This window comes from Lutibacter profundi, from assembly GCF_001543325.1.
Taxonomy (GTDB): Bacteria; Bacteroidota; Bacteroidia; order Flavobacteriales; family Flavobacteriaceae; genus Lutibacter; species Lutibacter profundi.
This window is the reverse complement of record NZ_CP013355.1, coordinates 2,556,994-2,583,898: the sequence shown is the minus strand read 5'-3', so window position 1 is coordinate 2,583,898 and position 26,905 is coordinate 2,556,994. Positions and strand designations below refer to the sequence as shown.

The window sequence follows — 26,905 nt, the reverse complement described above, 5'->3', positions numbered from 1 at the left end:
CATCTATTTAGGCAAACCTATTACTAATTATTTTAAAAACCAATATTTTCTTTTTAATGTGTTTAAAACAATAAAAAACTGCTTTTATTATATTTAAACAACCTTTTTTACACTAATTTTTTTAGCGTTTTTATCCATCTATCAGGTATTTCTTGATTTGTGGCACTAACATAATCTTGATATGTACAAGGTATTAACGCATGTCTCTTAGATTTATTATTTTCATTTAAATTAATTTCCATCCACCAGCGTCCACTTTTATTACTCTTATGAAAATTTAGTACTTGATCTTCAATTGGAACAATATATTTTTTGTAATTATCTTTTAAACCAAAGGGATAATCATTTGCTCTATAATTTACGCCTTCAATAAAATACCATATCATTTGTGAGATTAATTGTGCTGTTTGATTGTTACTATCTAATTTAGGATTATATTCATAAATACCAAACGAGGTTACTTTATCACTAATACCTGCATAACGAGAAATAGCACAAATTTCAGTTCCTGTAAAACCATTGGGTGTGGCATTATTATTTGCAGGAGCATCGGCTCTTTTTATCGAAGACAAATCAATACTAACTATATCTGCATCACGCAAAATAGGTTCTACTAGTTGAATTGAATTTGATACTTCCCCAAGTCTATATGCTTCAAAATAGAGTTTCTCTAATAAATCTAATTCATCTTGAGAATTAAAATACGTTTGGTATCCTATATTACTATAATTGAATAAATTATTTGGTTGATTCATTACAATTTTACTTAAATAAGATTGTGATGTTAACTCATCTTCAATAGTTCCCAAATCAAATTTATTATCAACGGCTACAATATTTACTGTCTGTTCTAACTTATCATAAGCTCTATAGTTAGCATACGTTAAATCTTGACCTCCTCCAATGATTATTGGAATAATTTTATTTTTTATTAAATAAGACAGCAATTCACCTAAAGCAAAATAGGTATCTTCAATAGTGTTTCCTGGTGAAATATTTCCTAAATCAACAACATTCATTGGCCAATTACCAGGATATAGTTTATAAAGTTCTTTTCTAATTTCATTTAAATTAAAATCGTCACTATAATTTTTAACAGAAGCTCTTCTTTCCTCAACACCAATTATTGCTATTTTTTTATTGGTAAGATTGGGGAATTTGTTTTGTGTAGTGTAGATATCCATACTTTGCCCAAAAGACAAATCAGATAACATTTTGGCATAAGCCAACATTGTTTCATTTACAGGAGTAAGATAATCAAAATTCATTTTTGGGGGTTAAATTCAATCTTTTTCAATTGCAAGATAATCAAAAAAATTATTTCTTGGTAGTTTTACGCTTTGTTGTTTTCTTTTTAGGTGATTTTTTAGCAATAATATCTTTAACCTCTTCTAGGGTTAGTTTAGTTGCATCAACTGTTTTTGGTAATTCAATTTTAATTTTTCCTTTTATAATATTAGATCTACCCCAACGTGCCTTTTCAACTCTAATTCCTTCTTCCTCCCAATTATGCAGTACTTTTTCAATATCTTTACGCTTTTTTTGTTCAATTAATTCAACTATATCTTCTTTCGTTAAATTATCAAAATCGTACTTTTTATTCACATTGATATAAACTCCATTCCATTTTAAAAATGGTCCAAAACGACCAACTCCTTTTTGAACTGGTAAATTTTCGTATTCTGCAATTGGAGCATCCGCTTTTTGTTTTTCCTGAATTAACTCAATGGCTCTATTTATATCTATTGACATTGGGTTTTCATCTTTAGGTATTGAAACAAACAGAGATCCATACCTAATATAGGGACCAAAACGACCGTTGGCAACAATTACTTCAGTATCTTCGTAACCTCCAATAGTTTTTGGAAGTTTAAACAAATCCATTGCTTCTTCATATGTGATAGATGATAAGGTTTGATTACCTTGTAAACTAGCAAATTTAGGTTTTTCTTCGTCTGTAGCTTCTCCTATTTGAACCATTGCTCCAAACCTTCCTAAACGTGCATACACATTTTTACCGCTAACGGGATCAACGCCTAACAAGCGTTCTCCTTTTGCACGCTCAGCATTGGCAGCAACATCTTCAACTATTGGATGAAATTTATTGTAAAAATCTTTAATCATAGAAATCCAATCTTCTTTCCCTTCTGCAATTTCATCAAATACAGATTCTACTTTGGCTGTAAAACCGAAATCTAAAATATTTGAAAAATTTTCAACTAAAAAATCATTCACTATATTTCCTATGTCAGTAGGTGTTAATTTACCTTTATCTGACCCCACTTTTTCAGTTAGTTCTTTAGCTATTACTTTATCATTTTTAAGTGTTAATTGCATATAGCTTCTATCAGTTCCTTCAATGCTTCCTTTTTCTACGTATTCTCTTTTTTGAATAGTTGAAATAGTTGGTGCATATGTTGATGGACGACCAATTCCAAGTTCCTCTAACCTTTTTACTAAAGAAGCTTCGGTATATCTATACGGAGCCTTCGTGTATCTTTCTGTTGCAGTTATATATGCAGTAGTTAAAATTTCTCCAATATTCATTTTGGGTAACATTCCTTCTTGTTCCTCATCTTCATTATCTGTTCCTTCTAAATAAACTTTCAAGAATCCTTCAAACTTTATCATTTCACCATTTGCTGTGAAATTTTTTGAATTATTTGAATTTGAAATTTTAACATTTGTTCGTTCCAATTGGGCATCACTCATTTGAGATGCAATGGTTCTTTTCCAAATTAAACTATATAGCCTGTCTTGATCATAATCTACTGAAGCCGACTGAATATTCATATTAGTAGGTCTAATTGCTTCGTGAGCTTCTTGAGCGCCTTTAGATTTATTGCTAAAATTTCTTTGTTTACTGTATGCTTCTCCATACAATGAAACTATCTCTTGTTTTGCCGCTGTTTTTGCATCTTCAGATAAATTTACGCTATCTGTTCTCATATAGGTTATTAAACCTGCTTCGTATAACCGTTGAGCAATCATCATTGTTTTAGCAACAGGGAAATATAATTTTCTTGAAGCTTCTTGTTGTAATGTTGAAGTTGTAAATGGTGCAGCTGGTGATTTTTTAGCAGGTTTCTTTTGTAAATCATCTACCTTAAATTTTGCGCCAATACAAGAATTTAAAAATGAATTTGCTTCTTCTTTGGTACTGAAATTTTTGGGTAATGTGGCTTTAAATTTCTTTCCTTCTTCAGTTACAAACTCAGCAACAACCTTATATGATGCTTTTGGTTTAAAACTTTTTATCTCTCGTTCTTTTTCTACAATTAATCGCACAGCAACAGATTGAACCCTGCCGGCAGATAGTCCTCCTTTAATTTTTCTCCATAATACTGGTGAAAGCTCATAACCTACTAACCTATCTAAAACTCTTCTTGCCTGTTGTGCATTTACTAAGTTATAGTCAATTCCGCGCGGATTTTCAACAGCTTTTAGAATAGCTTTTTTAGTTATCTCATGAAAAACAATACGTTTTGTGTGAGTATCTTTTAGTTTTAGTTGTTCATACAAATGCCATGCAATAGCTTCTCCTTCACGATCCTCATCTGAAGCTAACCAAACTGTATCCGCTTTTTTAGCTAAGTCTTTTAACTTTTTAACAATTGCTTTTTTATCAGTTGGCACTTTATATTTTGGTTTAAAATCACCTTCCACATCTATTCCAATCTCTTTTGAAGGCAAATCTGCTATATGTCCAAAGCTAGATTCTACTTGAAAATCTTTACCTAAAAAATTCTCAATGGTTTTTGCTTTTGCTGGTGACTCTACTATTACTAAATTTTTAGCCATATTTTTTTATATAATTATTAAAACGCTATAATTTATCGTCCATTTTAATAAATGAATATATTTTAAATAGTGTTTTTAGGATTGCAAAAGTATATAGAATTTATTTAATATGGATTTAACTTTTAAAAATAAGTATTTCTAAAGTTTATTTTCTATCCATTTAAAAATGCTTTATTCGTAGAAAAAACCGCTTAAACATCACATTTAAACGGCCTTAAACTTAATTAACAAAAATTAAATAAATTCTCTTTGCTATTATTTTCTTAACTATAGCGTATTCATATTATTTATAAGGTTTTCTAACTTTTTAATTTTTAACTCAAGTTTATCTAATCTATTTTCTTGTTGTTTCATTATTTCAACCCATTCATTTGTTTTTAACCCAACTGAAACATTAATTAAACTTGCTTTTTTCCCTTCTGAACCTGTCCAAGCTCTTCCAATAATATTTTTGAAATCTTTTAACGTAATATCTTTTTCAGAAATTGCTTTAGCGTACCCATCATTATACCCTGAAGCTACAATATAATCACCTATCTTAACATCACCTAAAGTTAGTACAGGTACTTGCCCCATAAAGCCTACTTTTTCAAAAGCATCTTTTCTATCTTCATCAGGCATATTTCCCAGAACAATTGGTGCTAATGAAATTGACATAACTTGGTCTGCATTAGTAGTATTTCTAGATATTTTACCACCTTTTACACCCACTACTTCTCCAAACATATATTTTTCTTTTGGGTTTTCTTTTTCTAACCACTCTGCATAATCTGCTCCTTTAGACCCATAAATTACCCCTTGATCTCGTGCTGCTTGTTTTGCCGCTAACACTAATGGAACTAACGCAATTCCCCAAGGACCCGTTGGCATAAACCCAGGATCTCCGTTTCGAACCCCCCAAGCTACCATTGCACTAATATCATCTAAAGCATTAGTACCTGCTGTTGGATTAAAAAAGTTATCAAAGTTAAGATTTAAAGATCCTATATCTAATGAACCTGATGGTAAAGCTCCTGAATTTAGGGTAGGAAAAGAACCCGGATTAAAAGTGAGACTTGGTAAGTCTCCGTTATTCCAAGAATAGCTCAATTCCTCCCAATTAACTGAGAGACTTGGTGATGATCCATTATTCCAATTAACCCAAGGCAATTGTCCACCATTTAATGAAGGTAAAGAGCCTGGATTAAAAGTTAAAGATGGCGGAGTCCACTCTAATACTTGCGTAAAGTCAAAAACATCAATCAAATTAGCAAAATCTGGTATAGGAAAAGACTCCCATAAATCCCCTGCTAACAAATCATAACTTTCTATACGACCCGCCATATAACTCCCTCCATTTGCACTTCCGTAAAAGGTTATAAAACGATTTCTAAAGCCTAATTTACCACTTGCATTCCCATGGATTCTTATAGCAATTCCATCGGCTGTATTAGAAGTACTTGTATTTTCAAATAATGCAACATGATCACCATAAGCTCCTCCTTCTCCACTAACTACCAATTTTTTCATAGTTAAATCAGATTCGAAAGTTGCAGCTCCCTTAACTGTCAGATCCTTTTCCAACAAGATATTTCCTCCCACATTTAAATTTCCTGTAAGGTTTGTTTGACTTCCATTAATAACATTTAAATCACTTTTTAAATTTGTTACACCATCTACGAACAGATACCCTGATAGACTTGTTACTTTCCCATCAACAACACTAAATGTTCCCTTTAGGTTGGTAACTCCTTCTACTATTAAATTATTATGAAGATTCATTTGTCCATCTACATCCACATCTCCTTTTAAAGCAACTTTCCCCTCTAATGTTGAAGTACCTACAACTGTCATACTTTGATTTAAAAATGCATCTCCATCAACGGTTAAATTATTGCGAAGGTTTGTTTGCCCATCTACATCCATAGCTCCTTTTAAAGCAACTTTCCCCTCTAATGTTGAAGTGCCTACAACTGATATATTTTGATTTAAAATTGCATCACCATCAACGGTTAAATTATTGCGAAGATTTGTTTGCCCGTCTACATCCATAGCTCCTTTTAAAGCAACTTTTCCATCAAATATTGAAATACCTACAACTGACATATTTTGATTTAAAAGCACATCACCATCAACGGTTAAATTGTTACGAAGACTTGTTTGCCCGTCTACATCCATAGCTCCTTTTAAAGCTACTTTTCCATCAAATGTTGAAATACCTACAACTGACATATTTTGATTTAAAAATGCATCTCCATCAACGGTTAAATTATTGCGAAGATTCGTTTGTCCGTCTACATCCATAGCTCCTTTTAAAGCTACTTTTCCATCAAATGTTGATTCTCCGGTAACTGACATATTATATTCTAAATTAGTTTCACCTTTTACGGTCAAATTATCATTTAACACAGTTGTTCCATTTATATTTAGTCCGTTTTTAAAAGTTGTTTCCCCATCTACAGCCAAATCACCTGAAAGATTCGTAGTACTTCCATTGTTTACGTTTAAGTCTTTACTTAAATTTGTGATTCCATCTATTGTCACATCATCATTCAAATTTGTAACGCCATTAACAGATACTTTATCATCTAATGTGGTTTCTCCTTTTACTGTTAAATTATCATTTAAAACAGTTGCTCCTTCAATACTTAAATCATCTTTTAAGATTGTTTTGCCATCAATGGTTAAATTACCTGACGCTATAATATCTCTGTGATATGCATAAGGTGTAAATGTAAGATTTTGAGTCCCCAAATTCACAAAACTATTTCCTCCATTAAAATCTATTTCAACTTTTAATTTTTTAGAAGTACCATCCCAATTAATTTCATCAAAACTTTGTGTTGAAGTTTGAGATCCTTCTCCAATAAACAAGTTAACTATTCCATAAGCATCTGTTGTTGTTGTTTGTGTTTCTTGATAAGTTGCCGAACCATTAGAATCAATTATTGTAAACCTCATTTTAATAGTTTTGTTAGGAAATATATTTTCCTCAGCATTTACCCCTGGTAATTCTTGCTTTTGCGGATTTAATATAACCGCCTGATAACTAATCGCATCTGTTTGAGCATACAGTGAAACTCCAATAAAAAATATTATAATTATAAAGTAAAATTTCCTCATGATAATATGTTTTTTTAATTATGATTTTAAATTGATGAATAACCCAAAACCAAAGTTGTGAGAGACTAATCTTAATTTTTCTTGATCTATATTTGAAACTGAACTGCGTAGTTGCTTACTTTTTCCTCCCATATATTGAAAAAATAACGTCATCTGTTTAGATATTGAATAATCTACAAAAGTTCCTACTCTAAAAAAGTAATTCGTTTGGTCAAAATCATCTGCTCCAACCAAATCATATACCGTATTATTAAGTTGTTGAGTTCCCTGAATAATAAACTCTGAAGAAAACGTGCTTTTTACATAAAAATTAACTTTTTTAATTTTAAAAACCCTAAAATCTAAACCTACATTAAGACCTAAATAAGATGTTTCCCATTCAAAATAATTATTTAAAACATTGTCACTACCTATTGACCCATAAGTACTATAATTAGTACCTAAAGATGCAAAAATAAAATCTTTAAATATGTTTGTTCTATAACCAACATACATGTAACTTTGATTGGTTGACTGCAAATTATCTAATTCATTTCCTTGAGAATTTTTATAGTCAAAGTTAGTAATTGATTTTCCAATTTCTATAACTAATTGTTGTGAAAAAGCTTGAAAGCACACGGTTAAGAAAATAGAAAATATAATAATTTTTGGTTTCATTTAAGTTAGTTTTTAATTAATTTATATTGTTGGTTTTTACCATTTGCAATTAAAGTCATAAAATAAGTTCCTGTAGACAAAAAAGACAAATCTAAATCAAATTTTGAGGGGTGTTTTTTAGCGTTTTGATATTGAAGTCTTCCTAAAATATCATAAATTGTAATGACTAAATTTGTTGTTAATTCTTCATTGAGAACAATTTTGATACTTTTATCTACTGGATTTGGATAAACCGAAGCACTAAATTTTAAAACTGTTTGATTTGGTTTACCAGCAATTAGAAGATACTGCTGAAACCCTTGTCTAATAGTATAGTTGCTATTTTTAAGTGAGCCAATTATACTTTTTTGTCCAATACTTTGACTAACATAATATTCCTTATTTAGTACTGTAACTTGTATTGAATTTCCACTACTTGAAAAAGTTGATCGCTGTATTTTTTGAGCATGAATTGTAATATTTATTAAAAATATTAACAAAAAGTAAAGGTGTTTCATAAGCATTTACAAAATTATAATTATCTACCAACAATACTATCTCTAAAAAGAAAAAGGAACCATAGGGTTTTTAATGTTAGGTTTAATAAAATGTACAACTCCAAATATATAATGTCAATTTCAATAATAAAATGAGGCGTACGCCTCATTTAAAAAATTGTATATTTACCTGACAGTTATAAACTTATCCTAAAGTTATTTAATGAATTTGTTTTTTTTTAAAAATACATCAAAATTTTTATTTTATTTATCGGTACTAATTTTTTATTCATCATATTCACAAAATAAAATAGCAGATAATGTTAACTTAAGTATTGCCGAATTTAAAGATTTATCAGGTTCCAAATCTTTAGAGCAAATTTTGGATGTAAATTTCATAAAAACAACCAAGAACACTATTAATTTTAATTTAATTTCTTCAACTTTATGGGTAAAAATTACAGTACAAAAAAAAGAAGCAACAACACAAAACAAATGGAAATTAATTTTAAAAGGACCTTTAACCGATTCAATTATTTTCAATAGTTATCAAAATAAACAATGGTATTCAAAAATTTACGGATTTAAAATTCCAAAAAATAAGGCTTCTGAACAATTTGTAAATATAGTAATTCCTATTTCTCTTAAAGACACTTTGAAACACACTTATTATTTAAAGATTCAAAGTAGAATTGCAACAGATATACCCGTTGAATTAAAACCTGAAAGAAACTTTTACTCTGAAAATAATATTGATTTATTATCAATGGGTATTTTATATGGTGTTTTATTAACCTTTATTCTTTATAACTTCTTTTTATATTTTATTCTAAAAAATTTAAGTTACTTATATTTTTCATTAAGTACTTTTGCTACCTTACTTGTACAGGGTTTTTTAAATGGACATGCATCTTTTTATCTTTTTCCAAATAACCCAGACATGTCTTTTTACTTGTTTTTTATTTCAATTTATTTAGGTGTTTTTTTTATAACACTTTTTAGTATTTCAATTCTTGGGTTAAATAAAAAGGATAGTCGTTGGAATTACTATTTACTCAAATACATCAGTTACTTTAGCTTAATTTTAATTCCAACCATCTTTATTTTTAACTTTTATGTGTTTTCAGTAATTGTAATAATTTTAGTTTCAATTTATACAATTGCTTTATTTTCAACAGGGATTATTTATTGGTTTAAAGGGAATAAAGTAGCCATAATTTTTACAATTGCATGGATTGTATATCTTCTTGGCATTTTTTCTAATTTTTTAAGATCATTGGATTTAATTCCCATAAACTGGTTTACCGTTAAAATAACTTTTTTAAGTTATCTCGGTGAAATTATTTTATTTTCAATTGCATTAGGTTATCATTATAAAATGATCAAACAAGAAAAGAAAATTTTACAAAAAGAATACACCAAAAAACTTAACATAGAGGTTAAACAAAAAACAATAGAGCTCTCAATAGCACTGAAACACAAAAATGAATTACTTGCTGAAATTCATCACAGAGTGAAAAATAATTTACAGATAATTTATAGCCTTTTCAACTTACAAGAAAGAAGAATTAAAAACCCTGAATCTAAAGATATTTTAGAATCAGGAAAGAATAAAGTAAAATCTATGTCTCTAGTTCATGAACATTTATACAAAAATGATTCTTTTAAAGACATTAATATTAAAAGTTATTTGACTGACCTTATAAATTACCTCAATAATCTTTATAAAAAAGAAGTTTCAATTGACAAAAAAATAAACTCTCTTAATGTTCTTAATGACCAGGCAGTAACAATTGGACTTATTACTACTGAAGTTATTTCAAACTCATTTAAATATGCTTTTACAAAAGAAATTTATAACCCCAAAATAACTATTGTATTTTATAGCAAAAACAATTACTACTATATAGAAATAACTGATAATGGTATTGGATTTGATTCATCAAAACAATCAAAAAATTCATTAGGCATTCAACTAATTAAAGGAATGACACAACAATTAAATGGTGAAATAACTTTAAATTCTACTAAAGGAACCTCTTATAAATTTGTTTTACCATTTATGAAATAAATTATATATTTACCTCAAACTAAAAAAATGAATTCAACTATAAATACATTTAAAATACTTGTATTAGAGGATGAATTTGTTATTGCTCAAGATATTTATGAAATTTTAGAAGAAGAAGGTTTTAGAAATACAAAAATTGCTAACACCTACAAACAGGCAAAAATAATAACAAGTACTTGGGATCCCCAATTGGTTTTATGTGATATTAATTTGTGTACTCCAAAAAACGGAAATGATTTTGTAACTCAACTAAAAAAAACAAATCCTTTTGTTGAAGTAATTTTTGTGACTGCTTTTAATGATTTTAAAACTATTTCTAGTATAAAAAAAGTTGCTCCATTAAACTATATTTTAAAACCCTTTAGCAAAAAACAACTAACAATTGCAGTTCATTTAGCATTAAATTTAATAAATTTAAATTCTCATAAAACAAGTGTTTCACTCAGCAAACTTAGCCCTACCGAAATAAAAATTACCCAACAAATAGCAAATGGATATAATAGTATTGAGATAGGAGAAACTTTAAACATTTCATCTAAAACGGTTAGAAATCATAGATACAATATTTCAAAAAAACTACTTCTTCCTAAAGAAAACAACAGTTTGTTAAAATGGGCTATTTCCAATTTAACCTAATTAATAAATTACAAATTCTTTGTTAAAATTCTGCCAATTTGTCATCCTTTCGGAAAAACTATTTATATTTGCATACGAATAATAAGGATATATGAGTAGCGAAAAAATAATAGAAGAAAAAAAACAAGGGCAAGCACTTTTAACTCAACAAAAGGAAGGTAACTCTAAAAAGTTATATATAGAAAGTTATGGCTGTCAAATGAATTTGAATGACAGTGAAATAGTTGCTTCAATTCTTTCAGAACAAGGGTATAACACTACCCATTTATTAGAAGAAGCCGATTTAGTTTTAGTAAACACTTGCTCCATTAGAGAAAAAGCAGAACAAACCGTTCGCAAGCGCTTAGAAAAATACAATGCCATTAAAAAATAAACCCTACTATGAAAGTAGGTGTTTTAGGCTGTATGGCCGAACGATTAAAAGAGAAATTTTTAGAAGAAGAAAAAATAGTTGATTTAGTTGTAGGTCCTGATGCATATAGAGATTTACCTAATTTATTAAAAGAAATAAGTGAAGGAAGAGATGCTGTAAATGTTATCTTATCTAAAGACGAAACCTATGCTGATATTTCTCCAGTTCGATTAAATAGTAATGGTGTTTCTGCTTTTGTTTCAATCACTAGAGGTTGTGACAATATGTGCACATTTTGTGTTGTTCCTTTTACTCGTGGACGTGAACGAAGCCGAAACCCTAAAAGCATTTTAGAAGAAATTAAAGAACTTTATAGTAAAAATTATAGAGAAATAACTCTTTTAGGTCAGAATGTAGATAGCTACCTTTGGTATGGAGGAGGTTTAAAAAAAGATTTTAAAAAAGCCTCTGAAATTGCACAAACTACCGCTGTAGATTTTGCCCAATTATTAAACATGGTTGCTACTTCGTTTCCAAAGATGCGTATTCGTTTTTCAACTTCAAATCCACAGGATATGAAATTAAATGTAATTCATACCATGGCAAAACACAAAAATATATGTAAATATATTCACTTACCTGTACAATCAGGAAGTACAACAGTATTGAATAGAATGAATCGTCAACACTCCCGTGAAGAATATATAGAATTAATAGATAACATTAGAAAAATAATTCCAGAATGTGCTTTATCTCAAGACTTAATGACTGGGTTTTGTGGCGAAACTGAAGAAGAACATAAAGAAACATTGAGTTTAATGGAGTATGTAAAATACGACTTTGGTTTTATGTTTGCTTATTCTGAACGACCTGGAACTCCTGCAGCAAAAAAAATGGAAGACAACGTTCCTCTTTCAACAAAAAAGAAAAGATTGGCCGAAATAATTTTATTGCAACAAAAACACAGTTTGTATCGTTTAGAAAAATTTATTGGAAAAACTGTAGAAATATTAATTGAAGGAACATCAAAAAAATCTAACAACCATTGGAAAGGTAGAAATTCACAAAATGCCGTTGCTGTTTTCCCAAAAGGAAATGAAAAAATTGGCGATTTTGTAACCGTTTTTATCGAAGATTGTACATCTGCAACGCTCATTGGAAAAAGAATTTAACACTATGGAATCTCTACAAGTAATAAAACAACGTTTTGAAATAATTGGAAATGATATTCATCTCAATAGAGCTTTGGAAAAAGCTATTAGAGTTGCTCCAACAGATATCTCTGTTTTAGTTACTGGAGAAAGTGGCGTTGGTAAAGAAAGTATTCCTAAAATTATTCATCATTTATCTCACAGAAAACACGCAAAATATATTGCTATTAATTGTGGTGCTATTCCTGAAGGGACTATAGATAGTGAACTTTTTGGACATGAAAAAGGTTCATTCACAGGTGCATCAACTGCACGAAAAGGTTATTTTGAGGTAGCTGATGGCGGTACCATTTTTTTAGATGAAGTTGGTGAATTACCATTAACCACACAAGTTAGATTATTACGTGTACTAGAAAATGGTGAATTTATTAAAGTTGGTTCATCTCAAGTACAAAAAACAAATATTCGTATTGTTGCTGCCACAAATTTAAATATGCAACAAGCTATAAACAAAGGTAAATTTAGAGAAGATTTATACTATCGGTTAAGCACTATTGAAATACATTTGCCTCCTTTACGTGATCGGTTAGGTGATATTCATTTATTATTTAGAAAATTTGCTGCAGACTTTGCTCAAAAATATAAAATGCCTACAGTTAGACTTACTGAAAATGCTGTAAAAGTTTTAGAAAATTATAATTTCCCAGGAAATATTCGCCAATTACGTAACATTGCCGAACAAATATCTGTAGTTGAAGAACAAAGAGAAATTACAGCAGAAAAATTGTTGCAATACCTTCCAAGTAAGGGAAGCAATTTACCTTCGGTTATTGAACACAAAAATTCAAATGACAATTTCGCAAATGAACGAGATATTATGTATAAAATTTTATTTGATATGCGAAATGATATTAACGATTTAAAGAAACTAACACTTGACTTAATGGAAAGTGGTGATACAAATAAAGTTCAGGAGGACAATAAAAATCTAATTAAAAAAATATACAAAGAAGAAAACACCTTAAACCAACAAGATGAAAATCAAGTTGAAGTTGTTAGAATTAACGAAAGGTATGATGATGATGATGATGATAATAAAGACAATAACTATGAATTTGCTGAAACTATTGATGCTGATGAAAGTTTATCAATTCAAGAAAAAGAAATTGAATTGATAAAAAAATCACTTGAGCGCAACAATGGTAAACGAAAGTTAGCTTCAAAAGAGTTAGGTATTTCAGAAAGAACATTATATCGTAAAATAAAACAATACAATTTATAACTTATTAATAAGTAACTTTGAATTTGATTTTTACTTATTTCTATAAAAAAGTTTAATACATTTAAATGAAAAAAAATAATTACATATTATTAATGCTGTTTGTAATTACCATTCAAAGTTGTGGTATTTACTCGTTTACAGGAACAAATTTACATCCAGATGTAAAAACTGTACAAATAGATTATTTCCCAAACAATGCAGTTTTAATTGAACCCGTACTAAGTCAAGAGTTTACAATACGTCTTCAAGATTTATTTCTACAGCAAACAAATTTAGATTTAGTAAAATCTGGCGGTGATTTACAATTTGAAGGAGAAATTACTGGGTATAAAATTAATCCTATGACCGCAACAGCACAACAAACAGCTGCTCAAAACAGATTAACAGTGACTGTAAATGTTCGTTTTTACAACAATAAAGTTGAAGAAGATAATTTTGAACAAACTTTTTCTCATTTTTATGATTTTGACGCAAACGCACAACTAACTGGCGGCTTATTAGATGAAGCTCTTAATGAAATACTAGAAAGAATTACACAAGATATTTTTAATGCTTCTGTAGCTAAATGGTAACATGATGAATAGTACCGATTTTACACTTATACTACAAAACCCAGAAAATATTGATACTTCTAAAACGTTGAAATTAGAGGAAATAATATCTGAATTCCCTTACTTTCAATCGGCAAGATCCCTTTTGTTAAAAGGGTTAAATAAAACCAATAGCTACAAATACAATACATCACTAAAAAAAACTGCCGCATATACTATTGATAGAGAAGTACTTTTTAACTTTATTACATCTCCAATTTTTACAAAAAAAAACACCTCTGAAATTAAACCGCAAGAAAATATTAAAATTCTACATAAAAAAATAACAAATACCGTTCTAAGCGAAAATTTGAATACTGAAAAAGAAACAATTGAAGGAACTCAAGTATTAGAAATAGGAAAGCCCATACAATTTAATAGCACTGAACCCCATTCATTTAATGAGTGGATGCAGTTAATTACACAAAAGCCAATTACTAGAGAAGAAAAAAAGACAACTAAATCTAATATTATAGATACATTTATCAAAATCAATCCTAAAATAAAAGCAATTGACAAAACAGCAAAGAACATTGATATTTCACCTGAAAGTTCAACTGCAAATGATAGCTTAATGACCGAAACTTTAGCTAAAGTGTATTTAGAACAAAAAAAGTATGAAAATGCCATTAAAGCATATCACATCTTAAGTTTGAAATATCCAGAAAAAAGTGGTTTCTTTGCAGACCGAATTAAAGCAATAAAAATTTTACAAAGTAATAAGTCATGACATACACATTATTTTTAGTTCTAATTATGATAGTAGCATTTTTGCTAATTTTAATTATTATGGTACAAAACCCTAAAGGTGGAGGGTTATCTTCTTCTTTTGGAGGTACAGGAACTCAATCTTTAGGTGGAGTTCAAAACACCACTAACTTTTTAGATAAAAGTACTTGGACTTTATCTATTGTTCTATTAGCATTAATTTTATTGTCAAATTTTGCAGCTCCAATAACGGGTAAAGCTGATACAAGTTCAGAAATTCAAAATACTATTGAGAATAGAGAAATTCAAGATATTCCTGCACAACAGCCTGCAACTAGTACAACATTGAAAGATTCAGCTCAATAGAAATTCATAAAAATCACAACTAAAAATGCCAACGAAAATGACACGTTGGCATTTTTTTTATTCTAAATTCAATTAAAAAGTACATTTGTCAGTTTTACTGAATTGGCATACTTTTGGTAAGCTTAATTCACAGAATTAATAAATTTTAAACTAATTACAAATGAGTAAAATTAATATCAAACCATTAGCTGATAGAGTTTTAGTAAAACCTGTTGAAGCAGAAACAACAACAGCTTCAGGATTAATAATTCCTGATTCAGCAAAAGAAAAACAACAAGAAGGAACTGTTATTGCAATTGGTAACGGAACAAAAGACGAACCAATGACTGTAAAAGTTGGTGATACTGTTTTATTTGGGAAATATGCGGGTACTGAATTAGTTTTAGAAGGTACTGAATATTTAATTATGAGAGAAGCTGATATTTTAGCAATTGTTTAAATTTTAAAGAAAAGAAAAATGGCAAAAGATATAATTTTTGATATAGAAGCACGTGATGGTTTAAAACGTGGAGTTGATGCGTTAGCAAATGCAGTTAAAGTAACTTTAGGACCAAAAGGAAGAAATGTAGTAATTGGAAAATCATTTGGAGGCCCAATAATTACTAAAGACGGTGTTACCGTTGCAAAGGAAATTGAGCTAGAAGACACCCTTGAAAATATGGGAGCTCAAATGGTAAAAGAAGTAGCTTCAAGAACAAATGATTTGGCTGGTGACGGTACCACAACTGCAACTGTTTTAGCACAAGCAATTGTGAAAGAAGGACTAAAAAATGTTGCTGCAGGAGCTAATCCTTTAGATTTAAAAAGAGGTATTGATAAAGCTGTTAAAGCCATTGTTAAAAATTTACAAGAACAATCTGAAGAAGTTGGAAATAAATCAAGTAAAATAAAACAAGTAGCTTCAATTTCATCTAATAATGATGAAGTTGTTGGTGATTTAATTGCTGAAGCATTTCTAAAAGTAGGAAAAGAAGGTGTAATTACTGTTGAAGAAGCTAAAGGAACTTCAACCTATGTTGATATTGTTGAAGGAATGCAATTTGATAGAGGTTATCTATCTCCTTATTTTGTTACCAACGCTGACAAAATGTTAACCGATTTAGAAAACCCTTACATTCTTCTGTTTGAAAAGAAAATAACAAATCTTAAAGATTTATTACCAATTTTAGAGCCAGTTGCTCAAAGCGGAAAACCTTTATTAGTAATTGCTGAAGATGTTGAAGGTGAGGCTTTAGCAACTCTAGTAATGAATAAATTACGTGGAGCACTTAAAATTGCAGCAGTTAAAGCTCCTGGTTTTGGAGATAGAAGAAAAGAAATGTTAGAAGATATTGCAATTTTAACAGGAGGAACTGTTATTGCAGAAGAAAGAGGATTAACATTAGAAAAAACCACATTAGAAATGTTGGGTACTGCTGAAAGAGTTACTATTGACAAAGACAATACTACAATTGTAAATGGCGCTGGTAATACTGATGACATTAAAGCAAGAGTAACACAAATTAAAGCACAAATTGAAACTACAACTTCAGAATACGATAAAGAAAAATTGCAAGAACGCTTGGCTAAATTAGCTGGAGGAGTTGCCGTTTTATATGTTGGTGCAGCAAGTGAAATAGAAATGAAAGAAAAGAAAGATAGAGTTGATGACGCACTACATGCTACACGTGCAGCAGTTGAAGAAGGTATTGTAGCTGGTGGTGGTGTTGCTTTAGTGAGAACAAAAGAAGTTTTAAAAACAATTACTACAGATAGTTTAGATGAAGCAACTGGAATTAAAATTTTAGATAGAGCCATTGAAGAACCACTTCGTCAAATTGTTGAAAATGCTGGAGGTGAAGGTTCCGTTGTAGTGGCAAAAGTTATAGAAGGTAAGGGCGATTTTGGTTATAATGCTAAAACAGGTGAATATACTAAAATGTTAAAAGCTGGTATTATTGACCCTACCAAAGTTACTAGAATTGCACTTGAAAATGCCGCTTCAGTTGCTGGTATGATTTTAACCACAGCTTGTACATTAGTTGATGTCAAAGAAGATACTCCTGCTGGTGGTGGAATGCCTCCAATGGGTGGTGGAATGCCAGGAATGATGTAAATATAAATTCAATAAAAATCCGATGTAAATTACATCGGATTTTTTTTAGAAAACTTTTAAAATATAAACACAAGCAAGGTATTTTATTCTGTATATATCTCAGGATTTGGATAAAAAGCGGCAATAGCAAACCAAAAACTTACAACAGATTTTGAAATTTTTAATTTTTCTCCCACTCTAGGACCTTCTAAAGCTTCTCCAAAAATAGACCATTTGTTACCCTCATTATCTTTAAAAAAAATTTCTGAATTATTAAAGTCATATTGATAATTTAAATTAGACTGACTTAAATTTAACTCAAAAGAATAAATTAAATTTTCATTTCCCACTACTAAATATTCTTTACCATTAAACACCTCTTTTATTACCTTTCCTCCACTAAATTTTTGAAATTGATATACTTTTGAAATATCATTATCTAAAATTGCATATACCCTTTCTTTATTTGGCAAAGCATCATTTGAAGGTGATGCTGTAAAAAGAAAAAAATCATTATTAGTTTTATAATCACCGTATGGGTAGTTATTATAATCTCTCGAAAATCCAGTATCTATACTTAGAACCTTTGTGTTTGGATATAATGCCTTCCAAGTTTTCCAATTAGTTTCAACCACATTTTCTAATAATGGCTCATCACCAATTAAAATACCATTTACACATTTTAACTTTAATTGAGACCAATAACTACTAGTACTTCTATCATATAAAATTAAATTGGTATTGTATAATAAACCCGAAACACCAAATGTAGATTTAGCACCATCAGCAAAACTATTCCAACCAAATGCTGTGCCTGTTAAAGGGCAATAATTGATTGTAATAAAATCATCATTAAAATTATCATTCACAATCTCGTGCCAATCGAGAATTTTATGAGGATAAGCCCTAATTTCGCCATTTTTTACAATTCCAATAACTAAATCTTCATCCTTTAAAAAATTGGCGTTTGCATCATTTGCATCTATAAACTTTGGAGTATCTATTGAAGGTATTCCATCTTTTCCAGGGCCTCCATCTTTAACTTCAGAAACAGGAATTAACCAATCTCTTGAGGTGTTGCCATCAAATGTATTATCATTATTGTTTAAATCTGTTGAATCTGAACCTAAAATATTATTATTTCCTCCGCAAGAAATAAGAAATAGCATTAAAACTGAAAAATAAAATACCTGTTTTACCATAATTAGTTAATTTAAATTTATTAATTGTTTTGGAGGTCTTATTGTAAATAAAATACCTGAAGTTAACCTGTATGTTGGCGTTAATTGGGTGCCATCAATATTACTGTAAATTGGCAACTCAGCTCTAGTGTAAAAAACAATATTAGTCCCTATATTTATTGAAATATTTGGAATAATAAAAAGCCAATTTCCACCTGTATTTTCTAGATTAAACCCACCTATTTTATCTTGAATAGCATTTCTATATTTAAATGTTACGCTTGGATACAACATTGTTTTTAAAAATAAAAACTGATCTGAAAATCCAATAAAAGCCTGAAATTCATTTCCAAATTTATAGGTACTATCACCAAAATACGAGCTATTTGTTCCTGTACTTCTATAAATAAACCTAGATGAAATATTAAAAGTAGGTCTAAAGTTAAAACTTGATAAAAATGAAGACCAATAAACAATGTCCCAAGCATTACTTCCCGGTTGTAAATCAGCATTTAAAATAATTCCTTGATTATTTTTTTGTGTTGATGATCCAAAAGGTATTTTAGTACCAATACCAATATTTATAGCTACTTTATTTTTTAATATATCTGAAAAATTATATTTAATTAGCAAAAGGCCATCACCAATTCCCGAAGTTTGATCTAAATTTTCATTTCCAAACTGGGTTATTTTTCTTCTTTGATTTACCCAAGTAAATAACCCTTCAATAGAAAAATTATCCGTTATAGCATAGCTAGCATTTACCAATATAGAATGTGTAATTCTCAATCTAGAATCATCATCAAGCTTATTTGAACCATTATTTAAAGTGTTTAGATTGTTATAATCATAATTTACACCTATTTGAGTTGTACCTGTTTCTAAAATAGCCATACCAATATTGTTTGAAAGTGGAATACCCCCTGAACAGCAAGTCTGTGCTTTTATTAAATTAAATGGTAAAATAAATGCTAACAGGAATACAATTGTTTTTAAATTCATTAAGCACACTTTTTAGTATACAGTAAGTCGCTTTAACTGAATCTTCCTTACCATTTAGTTTACAAAACTAACAATCAATAGTTTTTACAATAAAAAATTTGATTCTTGTAAAAATAGATTATATATTTATGTACATAATCCTCTCTATTTATATTTTTGCCCCTTTAAATTATGGTTTAAAATTAAAGCCCCAAACAGAATTATTATAATTATTTTTTATTAGCATAATTTTGAAATAGTTAAAATAGTATTGCAAAATGAAGCCTTTAGAATTAGCTGTGTATTTTATTTTGATTGTAAATTTGTACGCTAAACGTGAAGTGAAACAAATTACAGCCTTATGTGCTAATAATTTAAATTATACTCAAATTACTTTAGAAAAAAAACTCAACAACAAAGTAGATACAATTACTTTTCAATCTCGCACATTTGAAGTAGAGGAAGAATGTCATCAAACAATAACAGGAAAAATAAGCAATAAATTATCAAGAGAAATCATCAATAATACCACTGTAACTCTTTACTTAAATGGAGAAGAAAATAAAAGTTTTAAAGTTGGAGTAAATGGTGTTTTTAATTTTAAAATTAAGTGCAACACCAATTATTACATTAAAGCTCATAAATTAAACTTTATAAATGATATTTACGAATTTAAAACAACATCACAAAACAATAAAATAATTGTTCATGATTTTGTTTTAGAGCCTGAATGTATTCAAACAATAAGTGGTAATATTTTTGATAAAGAAACTAAAAAACCTATAAGTGCCATCTTAAAACTCTATATCAACAATGTTGAGGTTGAAACCTTCAAAATTAAAAATGATGGCAGTTACTTTATTAAATTCCAATGTGTTACAAACTATAAAATTATAGCAAGTAAACCATACTATTTTAATGATTCTTATTATTTTTTGACTGATTATATTGAAAATAAACAACCTAATTATTTTCATTTGAAAAAAGATTTATTTTTAAAAAGGAATGATTGTTACCAACAAATTTCAGGAGTTGTTTTAGATAGAAATACACATAAAATTATACCAAACAGTACGGTTTCATTATATTATCAAAATACTAAAATTAAATCATTTCAAACTAATAAAAATGGTTCATACTCATTTAAAGTAAACTGTAATTTAAACTATGAGTTAAGCGTTTTTAAAGATGGAAATTTTATAAAATCAATTAACTTCAAAACCTCCTCTTTAGATAAAATTTGCACAAAACATGATATTTATTTAGGAGAAAACTTGTGTAAACAGGTTGTAAATGGAATGGTTATAAGTAAAAAAACAAAGGCTCGCTTAATTAACACTCAAATTACTTTGTTTGAAGGAAGTAAAAAAATAAAGAAAATAATTACCGATGGTAATGGTACTTTTTCGTTTGGTTTAAATTGTAATTCTAGCTATAAAATTATTGCAAATAACCGTAAATACTTTACTTCTATAATTAATTTTAAAACAGAAGACACAGGAAGTATTACACTCAATAAAACTATTGAGCTTAATTTGTTAGATTGTAGCCAAACTGTAAATGGAATTGTTTTAGATAAGTTAACAAAACTCCCCATAGCTAACTCTCAAGTTCTTTTAATTGAAAGAGGTAATGAAGTATTAAAAACTTCAACGAATGCGAATGGGAAATTTTCATTAAATGTTAATTGTGCTTCTAAGTATGAAATTGTAACAGAACACAAACAATATAAATCAAATTCTATAAAATTATCAATTAATAAAGTTAGAAACACAACCAATAGCATTACTTTCAATTTAGAAAAAAAGGATTGCAATCAAACAATTACCGGAATTATTAGAGATAAGACAACAAAAAAACCACTTCCAAATACCTCAATTTCTCTGTATCAAAATAACAATGTAATTAGTTCATATACCGTTGGGAAAGATGGGGTTTATACATTTAAATTAAATTGCTCTTCAACGTATAAACTTTCTGTTTTTAAGAATAATTATTTAGAATCATTTCAACTTAAAACTGATACTCATAATAATCAAATTTTAAACTTAAATATTGACATTGAACCTCTCACCTGTGAAAATTATATTAAAGGAGTGGTTAGAGAAAATATTACAAATAACCCCATCCCAAACACTTCTATTTTACTAAAATTTAACACTAAACAAATTAAACAAACGTTAACAGACTCTATAGGAGCTTTTTATTTTAATGCAAAATGCGGTAAACCTTACACTGTTTTTGTAACAAAATTAAATTACACGAAAACAAAACAAAACATTTTACTGTCAGTTAAAAATAATTTAGATTACAATTTAGACCTTAGCATAGAACCTATAATACCTTTTAAAGAGAAAAATGGTATTAAATATATTGAGACCAAACCAATAATATTTGGGTTGGATGAATTTAAAATTAATAATGAAATTAAGCTTGAACTAAATAAAGTGATATATAATATGAACCAGAACCCTTCTATTAAAATAGAAATAAATTATTATACAGATAGCAGAGGCCCTGATGATTATAATCTACAACTATCCATAAAAAGAGCTAATGCAACAAAAGATTATTTAATTTCAAAAGGAATTGATTCAACCAGAATAAAAGCTACTGGTTTTGGAGAAACTAAATTACTTAATAAATGTAAAAATAATGTAAAATGCTCTGACGCTGAACATGCAATAAACAGGCGAACTGAATTTATTGTAACAAAAATATAAAACCGCTTTAAATATAATAGGTTTTATATTTTTGTTTCTTTTTATTCTGTCACCTCTTCAGGACTAACCATTTTTGCTTTTAAAGGCATATTACAAACAGGGCAATTCCCTTCTTTATCATATGTTTTCCCTTTTTCGCAATCCATTCGACATTGATATACAACCTTTGAAGCCATTTTTTTAGTTTCGTGGTCATGATTTTCATGGCCTTCAATTTTCATTTCTTCAGTTGCTTTTACCTCTTTAACACCTTCCTTTTTATCTCCTTTACAAGCCGTAAATAAAAGTGAAAATGAAAAAATTACAACAACTATAAAAAGTGTTTTTTTCATAATTTTTAATTTATTAATTAGCTGCCTAAAGTAATAAAAATATTTTATTCTTTTAATTGTTGATAATAAAATGCAGGCAATAATAAAAACACAAATAGAGGCTGAATTAAAAACCTTCTAGTATAAAATATCCATTTATAATCAAAATCTAATCTCAGAAATACAAAAAGTACCAAGCTAAAAATCACAAAAGCAATTATATAAAATTTAATTGAAAAAAATATAATTTTTAACTTATTGAAGAAAAGGTATATAATTGCTAATGAAATTATAGCATTTAAAGTATACCTATAAAACACATTGAGAAAAAATTTAGAAAAATCTAGATTTGGAATTGCCGCATGTAAATAATCATTTTTAAAATACTCAATTAAAGGATCGTAGAAATAAGGTTGTATAAAAACTCGAACAGCAATTAGTAATAAAAATAAAAATACAATTAATAATATTTGAATCTTTTTTTTCACTTTTTCAATTTTGAAAATTTTTGCACCCATACAAACCAAAGTAAAAACGTGATACCATAAATTAGTACTGGGAATAAAATATCATGCAAAAAATATTGATATTCAGGATATTTATACAATGCAATTGCTATAATAGCAATTCTAAAAATATTGGCAAAATATATGAGTAAACTTCCTATAACAATAAATAAAAAAGTTGCTTTAAAGTTACTTGCAAAAGCAACAATAAAGGAAATAAACAAAATAATAATACTTAATGCATTGCATCCTTCAATTACACGAGCTACCAACTTATTATTTATAAATAAATTTATTGAAACTTCATTTGTATTTTGTTCAATTTTAGCACTATACCCCATATTATTTACTAAAAATTGAGTTTGTTTTGCAACTGTATTAGTTATGGGAGCACAAGCAAAAACACCTTCCGTTTTTTGATTTTTACTTAAATAAACTGAATATATTAAAAACAACAGAAAATACACTCCAAAAAATTTAATTAAAAAGAATATTACTGTTTTATTACTTTGCACAAAAAAGAATTTTAATTTTGCATAAAACTACAAATTTATATGAACATTCCTCAATTAAAAAAATCCATAACATTAATTATTGAAGGAGATAATACCACTTCTGCTAAACTTCAATCTATTTGTAATTATTTAAAGCAAGAAATTAATTATTATGATTGGGTTGGTTTTTATTTTAAAAACGGTGACAAAAAAGAATTAAAACTAGCTGAATATTCCGGAGAACCTACTGAGCATACATTAATTCCGTTTGGAAAAGGTATTTGCGGTCAAGTTGCTATTAGTAATCAAAATTTTATAGTTCCAGATGTAAAAGCGCAGCAAAATTATATTTCTTGTGGTTTTAAGGTAAAAAGTGAAATTGTAATTCCAATTTTAGTAAATGGAGAAAATATTGGTCAAATTGATATTGATTCCCATACTGTTAATCCATTTACAAAAGATGATGAATTATTACTTGAATTTGTATGTGAAAAAGTAGCTCTTCTATTTTAAAATAGTGTTATATTTGTTTTGAAAAATATTGCTGTGAATTAGATACGTTTTATTTGATTAATTTTTAATAAAATACATCCCAACAAATGCAAAAAACTCAACAAAAAAATAGTGTTAAAAATAAAAACTTATTAAAAAAGATCCCTTTTTTAAATAAAATACTACGTAAATCTCAACCTAAACACACTTCTGAAAACTATAGCGAAATGGTCAATAGTTTTTATGGGAAAATTAAAAATACTAAATAAAATTAATACCAATTTAATATTGCTTTACTGTTGATAATTATTAGCTTTGCCTAACACCAACAACACTGCTTATGAACACTACTAAAAAAGCTAAATCTGCACTTATTTCAGTTTTTCACAAAGACGGCTTAGCCCCTCTTGTTAAGAAACTAGCAGAGCTCAACATTACAATATACTCAACTGGAGGGACTGAAAAATTTATTAAAAATCTAGGCATTCATGTTGTTCCTGTTGAAGATTTAACTTCATATCCTTCTATTTTAGGAGGTAGAGTAAAAACACTACACCCAAAAGTTTTTGGAGGAATATTATCCAGACGCAACAATGAAGATGATTTATCACAATTAAAAGAATATGAAATTCCTGAAATTGATATTGTAATTGTTGATTTATATCCGTTTGAAAAAACAGTTAAAAGTGGTGCTTCTAAAGAAGACATTATCGAAAAAATTGATATTGGCGGTATTTCACTAATTAGAGCTGCAGCAAAAAATTTTAAAGATGTTATTTGCGTTTCTTCAATAAATCAATATCATAATTTCTTGCAAATAATTACTGAAACTAATGGTGAAACAACACTAGAACAACGCAAAAAATTTGCAGCAAAAGCATTTGCTGTTTCTAGTCATTATGATAGTGCTATTTTTAATTATTTGAATAAAGAAAAACTCGCTTTTAGAGAAAGTTTTGATACAGTTTCAACACTACGCTATGGAGAAAACCCTCATCAAAAAGGGTACTTTTTTGGTGATTTAGATGCTTTATTTGAAAAACTTCATGGTAAAGAACTCTCTTACAATAACCTATTAGATGTTGATGCTGCTGTAAATTTAATTCAAGAATTTAAAAATGACACTCCTACTTTTGCCATTTTAAAACACAATAATGCCTGTGGTTTAGCTCAAAGAGATACGCTTATACAAGCTTATTTAGATGCTTTAGCAGGCGATCCTATTTCTGCTTTTGGTGGTGTTTTAATTTCAAACAAAGAAATTGATGTTGAAACCGCTAATGAAATACATAAACTTTTTTGCGAAGTTGTAATTGCTCCAAGCTTTAACAGTGAAGCTTTAAAAATATTAAAAGGTAAGAAAAACAGAATTATTTTAGTTCAAAAAAATATTGAATTACCAAAGACTCAATATAGAACTGCACTTAATGGCATTCTTTTCCAAGATAAGGACAACAAAACAGATGATATTAGCGTTACCAAAACTTCTACTTTAAAAGAACCTACAAGTAAAGAAATGGAAGATTTATTTTTTGCGTCTAAGATATGTAAACATACCAAATCAAATACAATTGTTTTGGTGAAAAACAAACAGTTAATTTCAAGTGGCACTGGTCAAACTAGCCGTGTTGATGCTTTAAATCAATCTATTACTAAAGCCAATCACTTTAAATTTAATTTAAATGGAGCTGTAATGGCAAGTGATGCGTTTTTCCCATTTCCAGATTGTGTTGAAATTGCAGATAATGCTGGAATTAAAGCAATAATTCAACCTGGAGGCTCAATTAAAGATCAATTATCAATTGATTATTGTAACGAACACGCAATGTCAATGATATTTACAGGAACACGTCATTTTAAACACTAATTTTAGTAACTTTGTGAGATTCCGATTTTAAAATTTAAAATAATTAATATATATGGGCTTTTTCGATTTTATGACCGAAGACATTGCCATTGATTTAGGTACTGCAAATACACTTATTATTCATGATGGTAAAGTAATTGTTGATGCCCCATCAATTGTTGCAAGAGATAGAACTACCGGTAAAATAATTGCAACTGGCAGAGCCGCAAGCTTAATGCAAGGAAAAACTCATGAAAACATAAAAACAATTAGGCCATTAAAAGATGGAGTAATTGCCGATTTTGAAGCTTCGGAACAAATGATAAAGGAATTTATCAAAAATATTCCAAGTATCAAAAAAAGATTCTTCACTCCATCATTACGTATGGTTATTTGTATTCCTTCAGGAATCACGGAAGTTGAAAAACGTGCAGTTATAGATTCTGCAGAACATATGAATGCAAAAGAAATTTATTTAATCCATGAACCAATGGCTGCCTCTATAGGTATTGGGATTGATATAATGCAACCAAAAGGAAATATGATAATTGATATAGGAGGAGGTACAACTGAAATTGCCGTAATTGCTTTAGGAGGTATTGTTTGTGATAAATCTGTTAAAGTTGCCGGAGATGTTTTTACTTCTGACATAGCCTATTATATGAGAACGCAACACAATCTATATGTTGGTGAAAGAACTGCTGAAAAAATAAAAATTCAAGTTGGAGCTGCTACTGAAGATTTAGAAACCCCTCCTGAAGATATGCTAGTACAAGGACGTGATTTGTTAAGTGGTAAACCTAAGCAAATCCAAATTTCTTTTAGAGAAATTTCAAAAGCTTTAGATAAATCTATTTTACGTATTGAAGATGCAGTAATGGAAACGCTTTCAAAAACACCTCCTGAATTAGCAGCAGACATTTATAATACAGGTATTTATTTAGCCGGTGGAGGTTCTATGCTTAGAGGTTTAGACAAACGTTTATCTAGAAAAACCGACTTACCTGTTTATGTTGCTGAAGACCCCTTAAGAGCGGTTGTTAGAGGTACCGGAATTGCTTTAAAAGATCTTGAAAAATACAAAAATGTATTGATGAAATAGTTT

Annotated in this window: 22 protein-coding genes and 1 pseudogene; 13 read left to right on the top strand and 10 right to left on the bottom strand. The window is 28.8% G+C overall.

All coding sequences use genetic code 11. The features are described 5' to 3' along the window. Positions 1-107: 107 nt before the first annotated feature. From Lupro_RS11400 to Lupro_RS11380, 5 genes are all read right to left on the bottom strand, one after another. The gene (locus tag Lupro_RS11400; RefSeq protein WP_068210375.1) at positions 108-1,268 is read right to left on the bottom strand and encodes a formimidoylglutamase; all 1,161 of its coding nucleotides are present in this window, start codon (positions 1,266-1,268) and stop codon (positions 108-110) included. 49 nt (positions 1,269-1,317) lie between these two features. Next, on the bottom strand, positions 1,318-3,801 hold the full coding sequence (gene topA / locus Lupro_RS11395; RefSeq protein ID WP_068210374.1) for a type I DNA topoisomerase: 2,484 nt from the start codon (positions 3,799-3,801) through the stop codon (positions 1,318-1,320). 267 nt (positions 3,802-4,068) lie between these two features. Further along, entirely contained in the window at positions 4,069-6,903 is a 2,835-nt protein-coding gene (locus Lupro_RS11390; protein WP_068210373.1) for an autotransporter outer membrane beta-barrel domain-containing protein, read from the bottom strand. 18 nt (positions 6,904-6,921) lie between these two features. Then, complete coding sequence (locus Lupro_RS11385; protein WP_068210371.1) at positions 6,922-7,560, bottom strand: hypothetical protein; 639 nt, start codon at positions 7,558-7,560, stop codon at positions 6,922-6,924. Positions 7,561-7,565: 5 nt separating this feature from the next. Beyond that, a complete protein-coding gene (locus tag Lupro_RS11380; RefSeq protein ID WP_158499568.1) occupies positions 7,566-8,057 on the bottom strand; it encodes a T9SS type A sorting domain-containing protein in 492 nt (163 codons plus the stop codon). Between the two features lie 202 nt (positions 8,058-8,259). Between Lupro_RS11380 and Lupro_RS11375 the strand changes: the two genes are divergently transcribed. From Lupro_RS11375 to groL, 9 genes and pseudogenes are all read left to right on the top strand, one after another. Further along, the gene (locus tag Lupro_RS11375; protein ID WP_068210364.1) at positions 8,260-10,107 is read left to right on the top strand and encodes a 7TM diverse intracellular signaling domain-containing protein; all 1,848 of its coding nucleotides are present in this window, start codon (positions 8,260-8,262) and stop codon (positions 10,105-10,107) included. Between the two features lie 27 nt (positions 10,108-10,134). Further along, on the top strand, positions 10,135-10,743 hold the full coding sequence (locus Lupro_RS11370) for a response regulator transcription factor (RefSeq protein ID WP_068210362.1): 609 nt from the start codon (positions 10,135-10,137) through the stop codon (positions 10,741-10,743). 91 nt (positions 10,744-10,834) lie between these two features. After that, a pseudogene (miaB, locus tag Lupro_RS11365) lies at positions 10,835-12,267 on the top strand (tRNA (N6-isopentenyl adenosine(37)-C2)-methylthiotransferase MiaB). A gap of 4 nt (positions 12,268-12,271) precedes the next feature. Beyond that, positions 12,272-13,528, top strand: coding sequence for a sigma 54-interacting transcriptional regulator (locus Lupro_RS11360; RefSeq protein WP_068211624.1), 1,257 nt, complete (start codon positions 12,272-12,274; stop codon positions 13,526-13,528). A gap of 65 nt (positions 13,529-13,593) precedes the next feature. Then, positions 13,594-14,100, top strand: coding sequence for an LptE family protein (locus Lupro_RS11355; RefSeq protein WP_068210360.1), 507 nt, complete (start codon positions 13,594-13,596; stop codon positions 14,098-14,100). A gap of 4 nt (positions 14,101-14,104) precedes the next feature. Continuing rightward, on the top strand, positions 14,105-14,848 hold the full coding sequence (locus Lupro_RS11350; protein WP_068211621.1) for a hypothetical protein: 744 nt from the start codon (positions 14,105-14,107) through the stop codon (positions 14,846-14,848). Continuing rightward, positions 14,845-15,192, top strand: coding sequence for a preprotein translocase subunit SecG (secG, locus tag Lupro_RS11345; protein WP_068210358.1), 348 nt, complete (start codon positions 14,845-14,847; stop codon positions 15,190-15,192). The genes Lupro_RS11350 and secG overlap by 4 nt, the downstream gene beginning before the upstream one ends. Positions 15,193-15,352: 160 nt before the next feature. Continuing rightward, a complete protein-coding gene (locus Lupro_RS11340) occupies positions 15,353-15,631 on the top strand; it encodes a co-chaperone GroES (RefSeq protein WP_068210355.1) in 279 nt (92 codons plus the stop codon). Between the two features lie 18 nt (positions 15,632-15,649). After that, positions 15,650-17,287, top strand: coding sequence for a chaperonin GroEL (gene groL / locus Lupro_RS11335; RefSeq protein ID WP_068210352.1), 1,638 nt, complete (start codon positions 15,650-15,652; stop codon positions 17,285-17,287). 83 nt (positions 17,288-17,370) lie between these two features. On the opposite strand, the gene Lupro_RS11330 is transcribed toward groL, so the two are convergent. Continuing rightward, positions 17,371-18,468 (bottom strand): DUF3179 domain-containing protein, encoded by a 1,098-nt coding sequence (locus tag Lupro_RS11330; protein WP_068210344.1) that lies wholly within the window; start codon positions 18,466-18,468, stop codon positions 17,371-17,373. Between the two features lie 6 nt (positions 18,469-18,474). Next, positions 18,475-19,449: a hypothetical protein gene (locus tag Lupro_RS11325; RefSeq protein ID WP_068210343.1), complete on the bottom strand. Its 975-nt coding sequence runs from the start codon at positions 19,447-19,449 to the stop codon at positions 18,475-18,477. 257 nt (positions 19,450-19,706) lie between these two features. Here Lupro_RS11325 and Lupro_RS11320 point away from each other — a divergent pair, with 257 nt between their 5' ends. Next, positions 19,707-22,151: a carboxypeptidase regulatory-like domain-containing protein gene (locus tag Lupro_RS11320; protein WP_068210340.1), complete on the top strand. Its 2,445-nt coding sequence runs from the start codon at positions 19,707-19,709 to the stop codon at positions 22,149-22,151. Positions 22,152-22,192: 41 nt separating this feature from the next. Here the strand turns inward: Lupro_RS11320 and Lupro_RS11315 are convergent, their stop codons facing one another. The 3 genes from Lupro_RS11315 to xrtF are packed head-to-tail and all read right to left on the bottom strand — an operon-like array spanning position 22,193 to position 23,483. Beyond that, complete coding sequence (locus tag Lupro_RS11315; RefSeq protein ID WP_068210338.1) at positions 22,193-22,483, bottom strand: heavy metal-binding domain-containing protein; 291 nt, start codon at positions 22,481-22,483, stop codon at positions 22,193-22,195. A gap of 44 nt (positions 22,484-22,527) precedes the next feature. Next, a complete protein-coding gene (locus Lupro_RS11310) occupies positions 22,528-22,950 on the bottom strand; it encodes an exosortase F system-associated membrane protein (protein ID WP_068211618.1) in 423 nt (140 codons plus the stop codon). After that, positions 22,947-23,483, bottom strand: a complete 537-nt coding sequence (gene xrtF, locus Lupro_RS11305) for an exosortase family protein XrtF (protein ID WP_068210330.1) — start codon at positions 23,481-23,483, stop codon at positions 22,947-22,949. The genes Lupro_RS11310 and xrtF overlap by 4 nt, the downstream gene beginning before the upstream one ends. 39 nt (positions 23,484-23,522) lie before the next feature. Between xrtF and Lupro_RS11300 the strand changes: the two genes are divergently transcribed. From Lupro_RS11300 to Lupro_RS11290, 3 genes are all read left to right on the top strand, one after another. Next, a complete protein-coding gene (locus tag Lupro_RS11300; RefSeq protein WP_082703906.1) occupies positions 23,523-23,975 on the top strand; it encodes a GAF domain-containing protein in 453 nt (150 codons plus the stop codon). A 319-nt stretch (positions 23,976-24,294) separates the two neighbouring features. Continuing rightward, positions 24,295-25,821 (top strand): bifunctional phosphoribosylaminoimidazolecarboxamide formyltransferase/IMP cyclohydrolase, encoded by a 1,527-nt coding sequence (purH, locus tag Lupro_RS11295; RefSeq protein WP_068210318.1) that lies wholly within the window; start codon positions 24,295-24,297, stop codon positions 25,819-25,821. Between the two features lie 52 nt (positions 25,822-25,873). Next, on the top strand, positions 25,874-26,902 hold the full coding sequence (locus Lupro_RS11290; protein WP_068210314.1) for a rod shape-determining protein: 1,029 nt from the start codon (positions 25,874-25,876) through the stop codon (positions 26,900-26,902). Positions 26,903-26,905: the final 3 nt, after the last annotated feature.

Excerpts from the sequence above, each read along its gene's own strand:
- Lupro_RS11400 (WP_068210375.1), bottom strand. The coding sequence starts at position 1,268 with ATGAATTTTGATTATCTTACTCCTGTAAATGAAACAATGTTGGCTTAT.
- topA (WP_068210374.1), bottom strand. The coding sequence starts at position 3,801 with ATGGCTAAAAATTTAGTAATAGTAGAGTCACCAGCAAAAGCAAAAACC.
- Lupro_RS11390 (WP_068210373.1), bottom strand. The coding sequence starts at position 6,903 with ATGAGGAAATTTTACTTTATAATTATAATATTTTTTATTGGAGTTTCA.
- Lupro_RS11385 (WP_068210371.1), bottom strand. The coding sequence starts at position 7,560 with ATGAAACCAAAAATTATTATATTTTCTATTTTCTTAACCGTGTGCTTT.
- Lupro_RS11380 (WP_158499568.1), bottom strand. The coding sequence starts at position 8,057 with ATGAAACACCTTTACTTTTTGTTAATATTTTTAATAAATATTACAATT.
- Lupro_RS11375 (WP_068210364.1), top strand. The coding sequence starts at position 8,260 with ATGAATTTGTTTTTTTTTAAAAATACATCAAAATTTTTATTTTATTTA.
- Lupro_RS11370 (WP_068210362.1), top strand. The coding sequence starts at position 10,135 with ATGAATTCAACTATAAATACATTTAAAATACTTGTATTAGAGGATGAA.
- Lupro_RS11360 (WP_068211624.1), top strand. The coding sequence starts at position 12,272 with ATGGAATCTCTACAAGTAATAAAACAACGTTTTGAAATAATTGGAAAT.
- Lupro_RS11355 (WP_068210360.1), top strand. The coding sequence starts at position 13,594 with ATGAAAAAAAATAATTACATATTATTAATGCTGTTTGTAATTACCATT.
- Lupro_RS11350 (WP_068211621.1), top strand. The coding sequence starts at position 14,105 with ATGAATAGTACCGATTTTACACTTATACTACAAAACCCAGAAAATATT.
- secG (WP_068210358.1), top strand. The coding sequence starts at position 14,845 with ATGACATACACATTATTTTTAGTTCTAATTATGATAGTAGCATTTTTG.
- Lupro_RS11340 (WP_068210355.1), top strand. The coding sequence starts at position 15,353 with ATGAGTAAAATTAATATCAAACCATTAGCTGATAGAGTTTTAGTAAAA.
- groL (WP_068210352.1), top strand. The coding sequence starts at position 15,650 with ATGGCAAAAGATATAATTTTTGATATAGAAGCACGTGATGGTTTAAAA.
- Lupro_RS11330 (WP_068210344.1), bottom strand. The coding sequence starts at position 18,468 with ATGGTAAAACAGGTATTTTATTTTTCAGTTTTAATGCTATTTCTTATT.
- Lupro_RS11325 (WP_068210343.1), bottom strand. The coding sequence starts at position 19,449 with ATGAATTTAAAAACAATTGTATTCCTGTTAGCATTTATTTTACCATTT.
- Lupro_RS11320 (WP_068210340.1), top strand. The coding sequence starts at position 19,707 with ATGAAGCCTTTAGAATTAGCTGTGTATTTTATTTTGATTGTAAATTTG.
- Lupro_RS11315 (WP_068210338.1), bottom strand. The coding sequence starts at position 22,483 with ATGAAAAAAACACTTTTTATAGTTGTTGTAATTTTTTCATTTTCACTT.
- Lupro_RS11300 (WP_082703906.1), top strand. The coding sequence starts at position 23,523 with ATGAACATTCCTCAATTAAAAAAATCCATAACATTAATTATTGAAGGA.
- purH (WP_068210318.1), top strand. The coding sequence starts at position 24,295 with ATGAACACTACTAAAAAAGCTAAATCTGCACTTATTTCAGTTTTTCAC.
- Lupro_RS11290 (WP_068210314.1), top strand. The coding sequence starts at position 25,874 with ATGGGCTTTTTCGATTTTATGACCGAAGACATTGCCATTGATTTAGGT.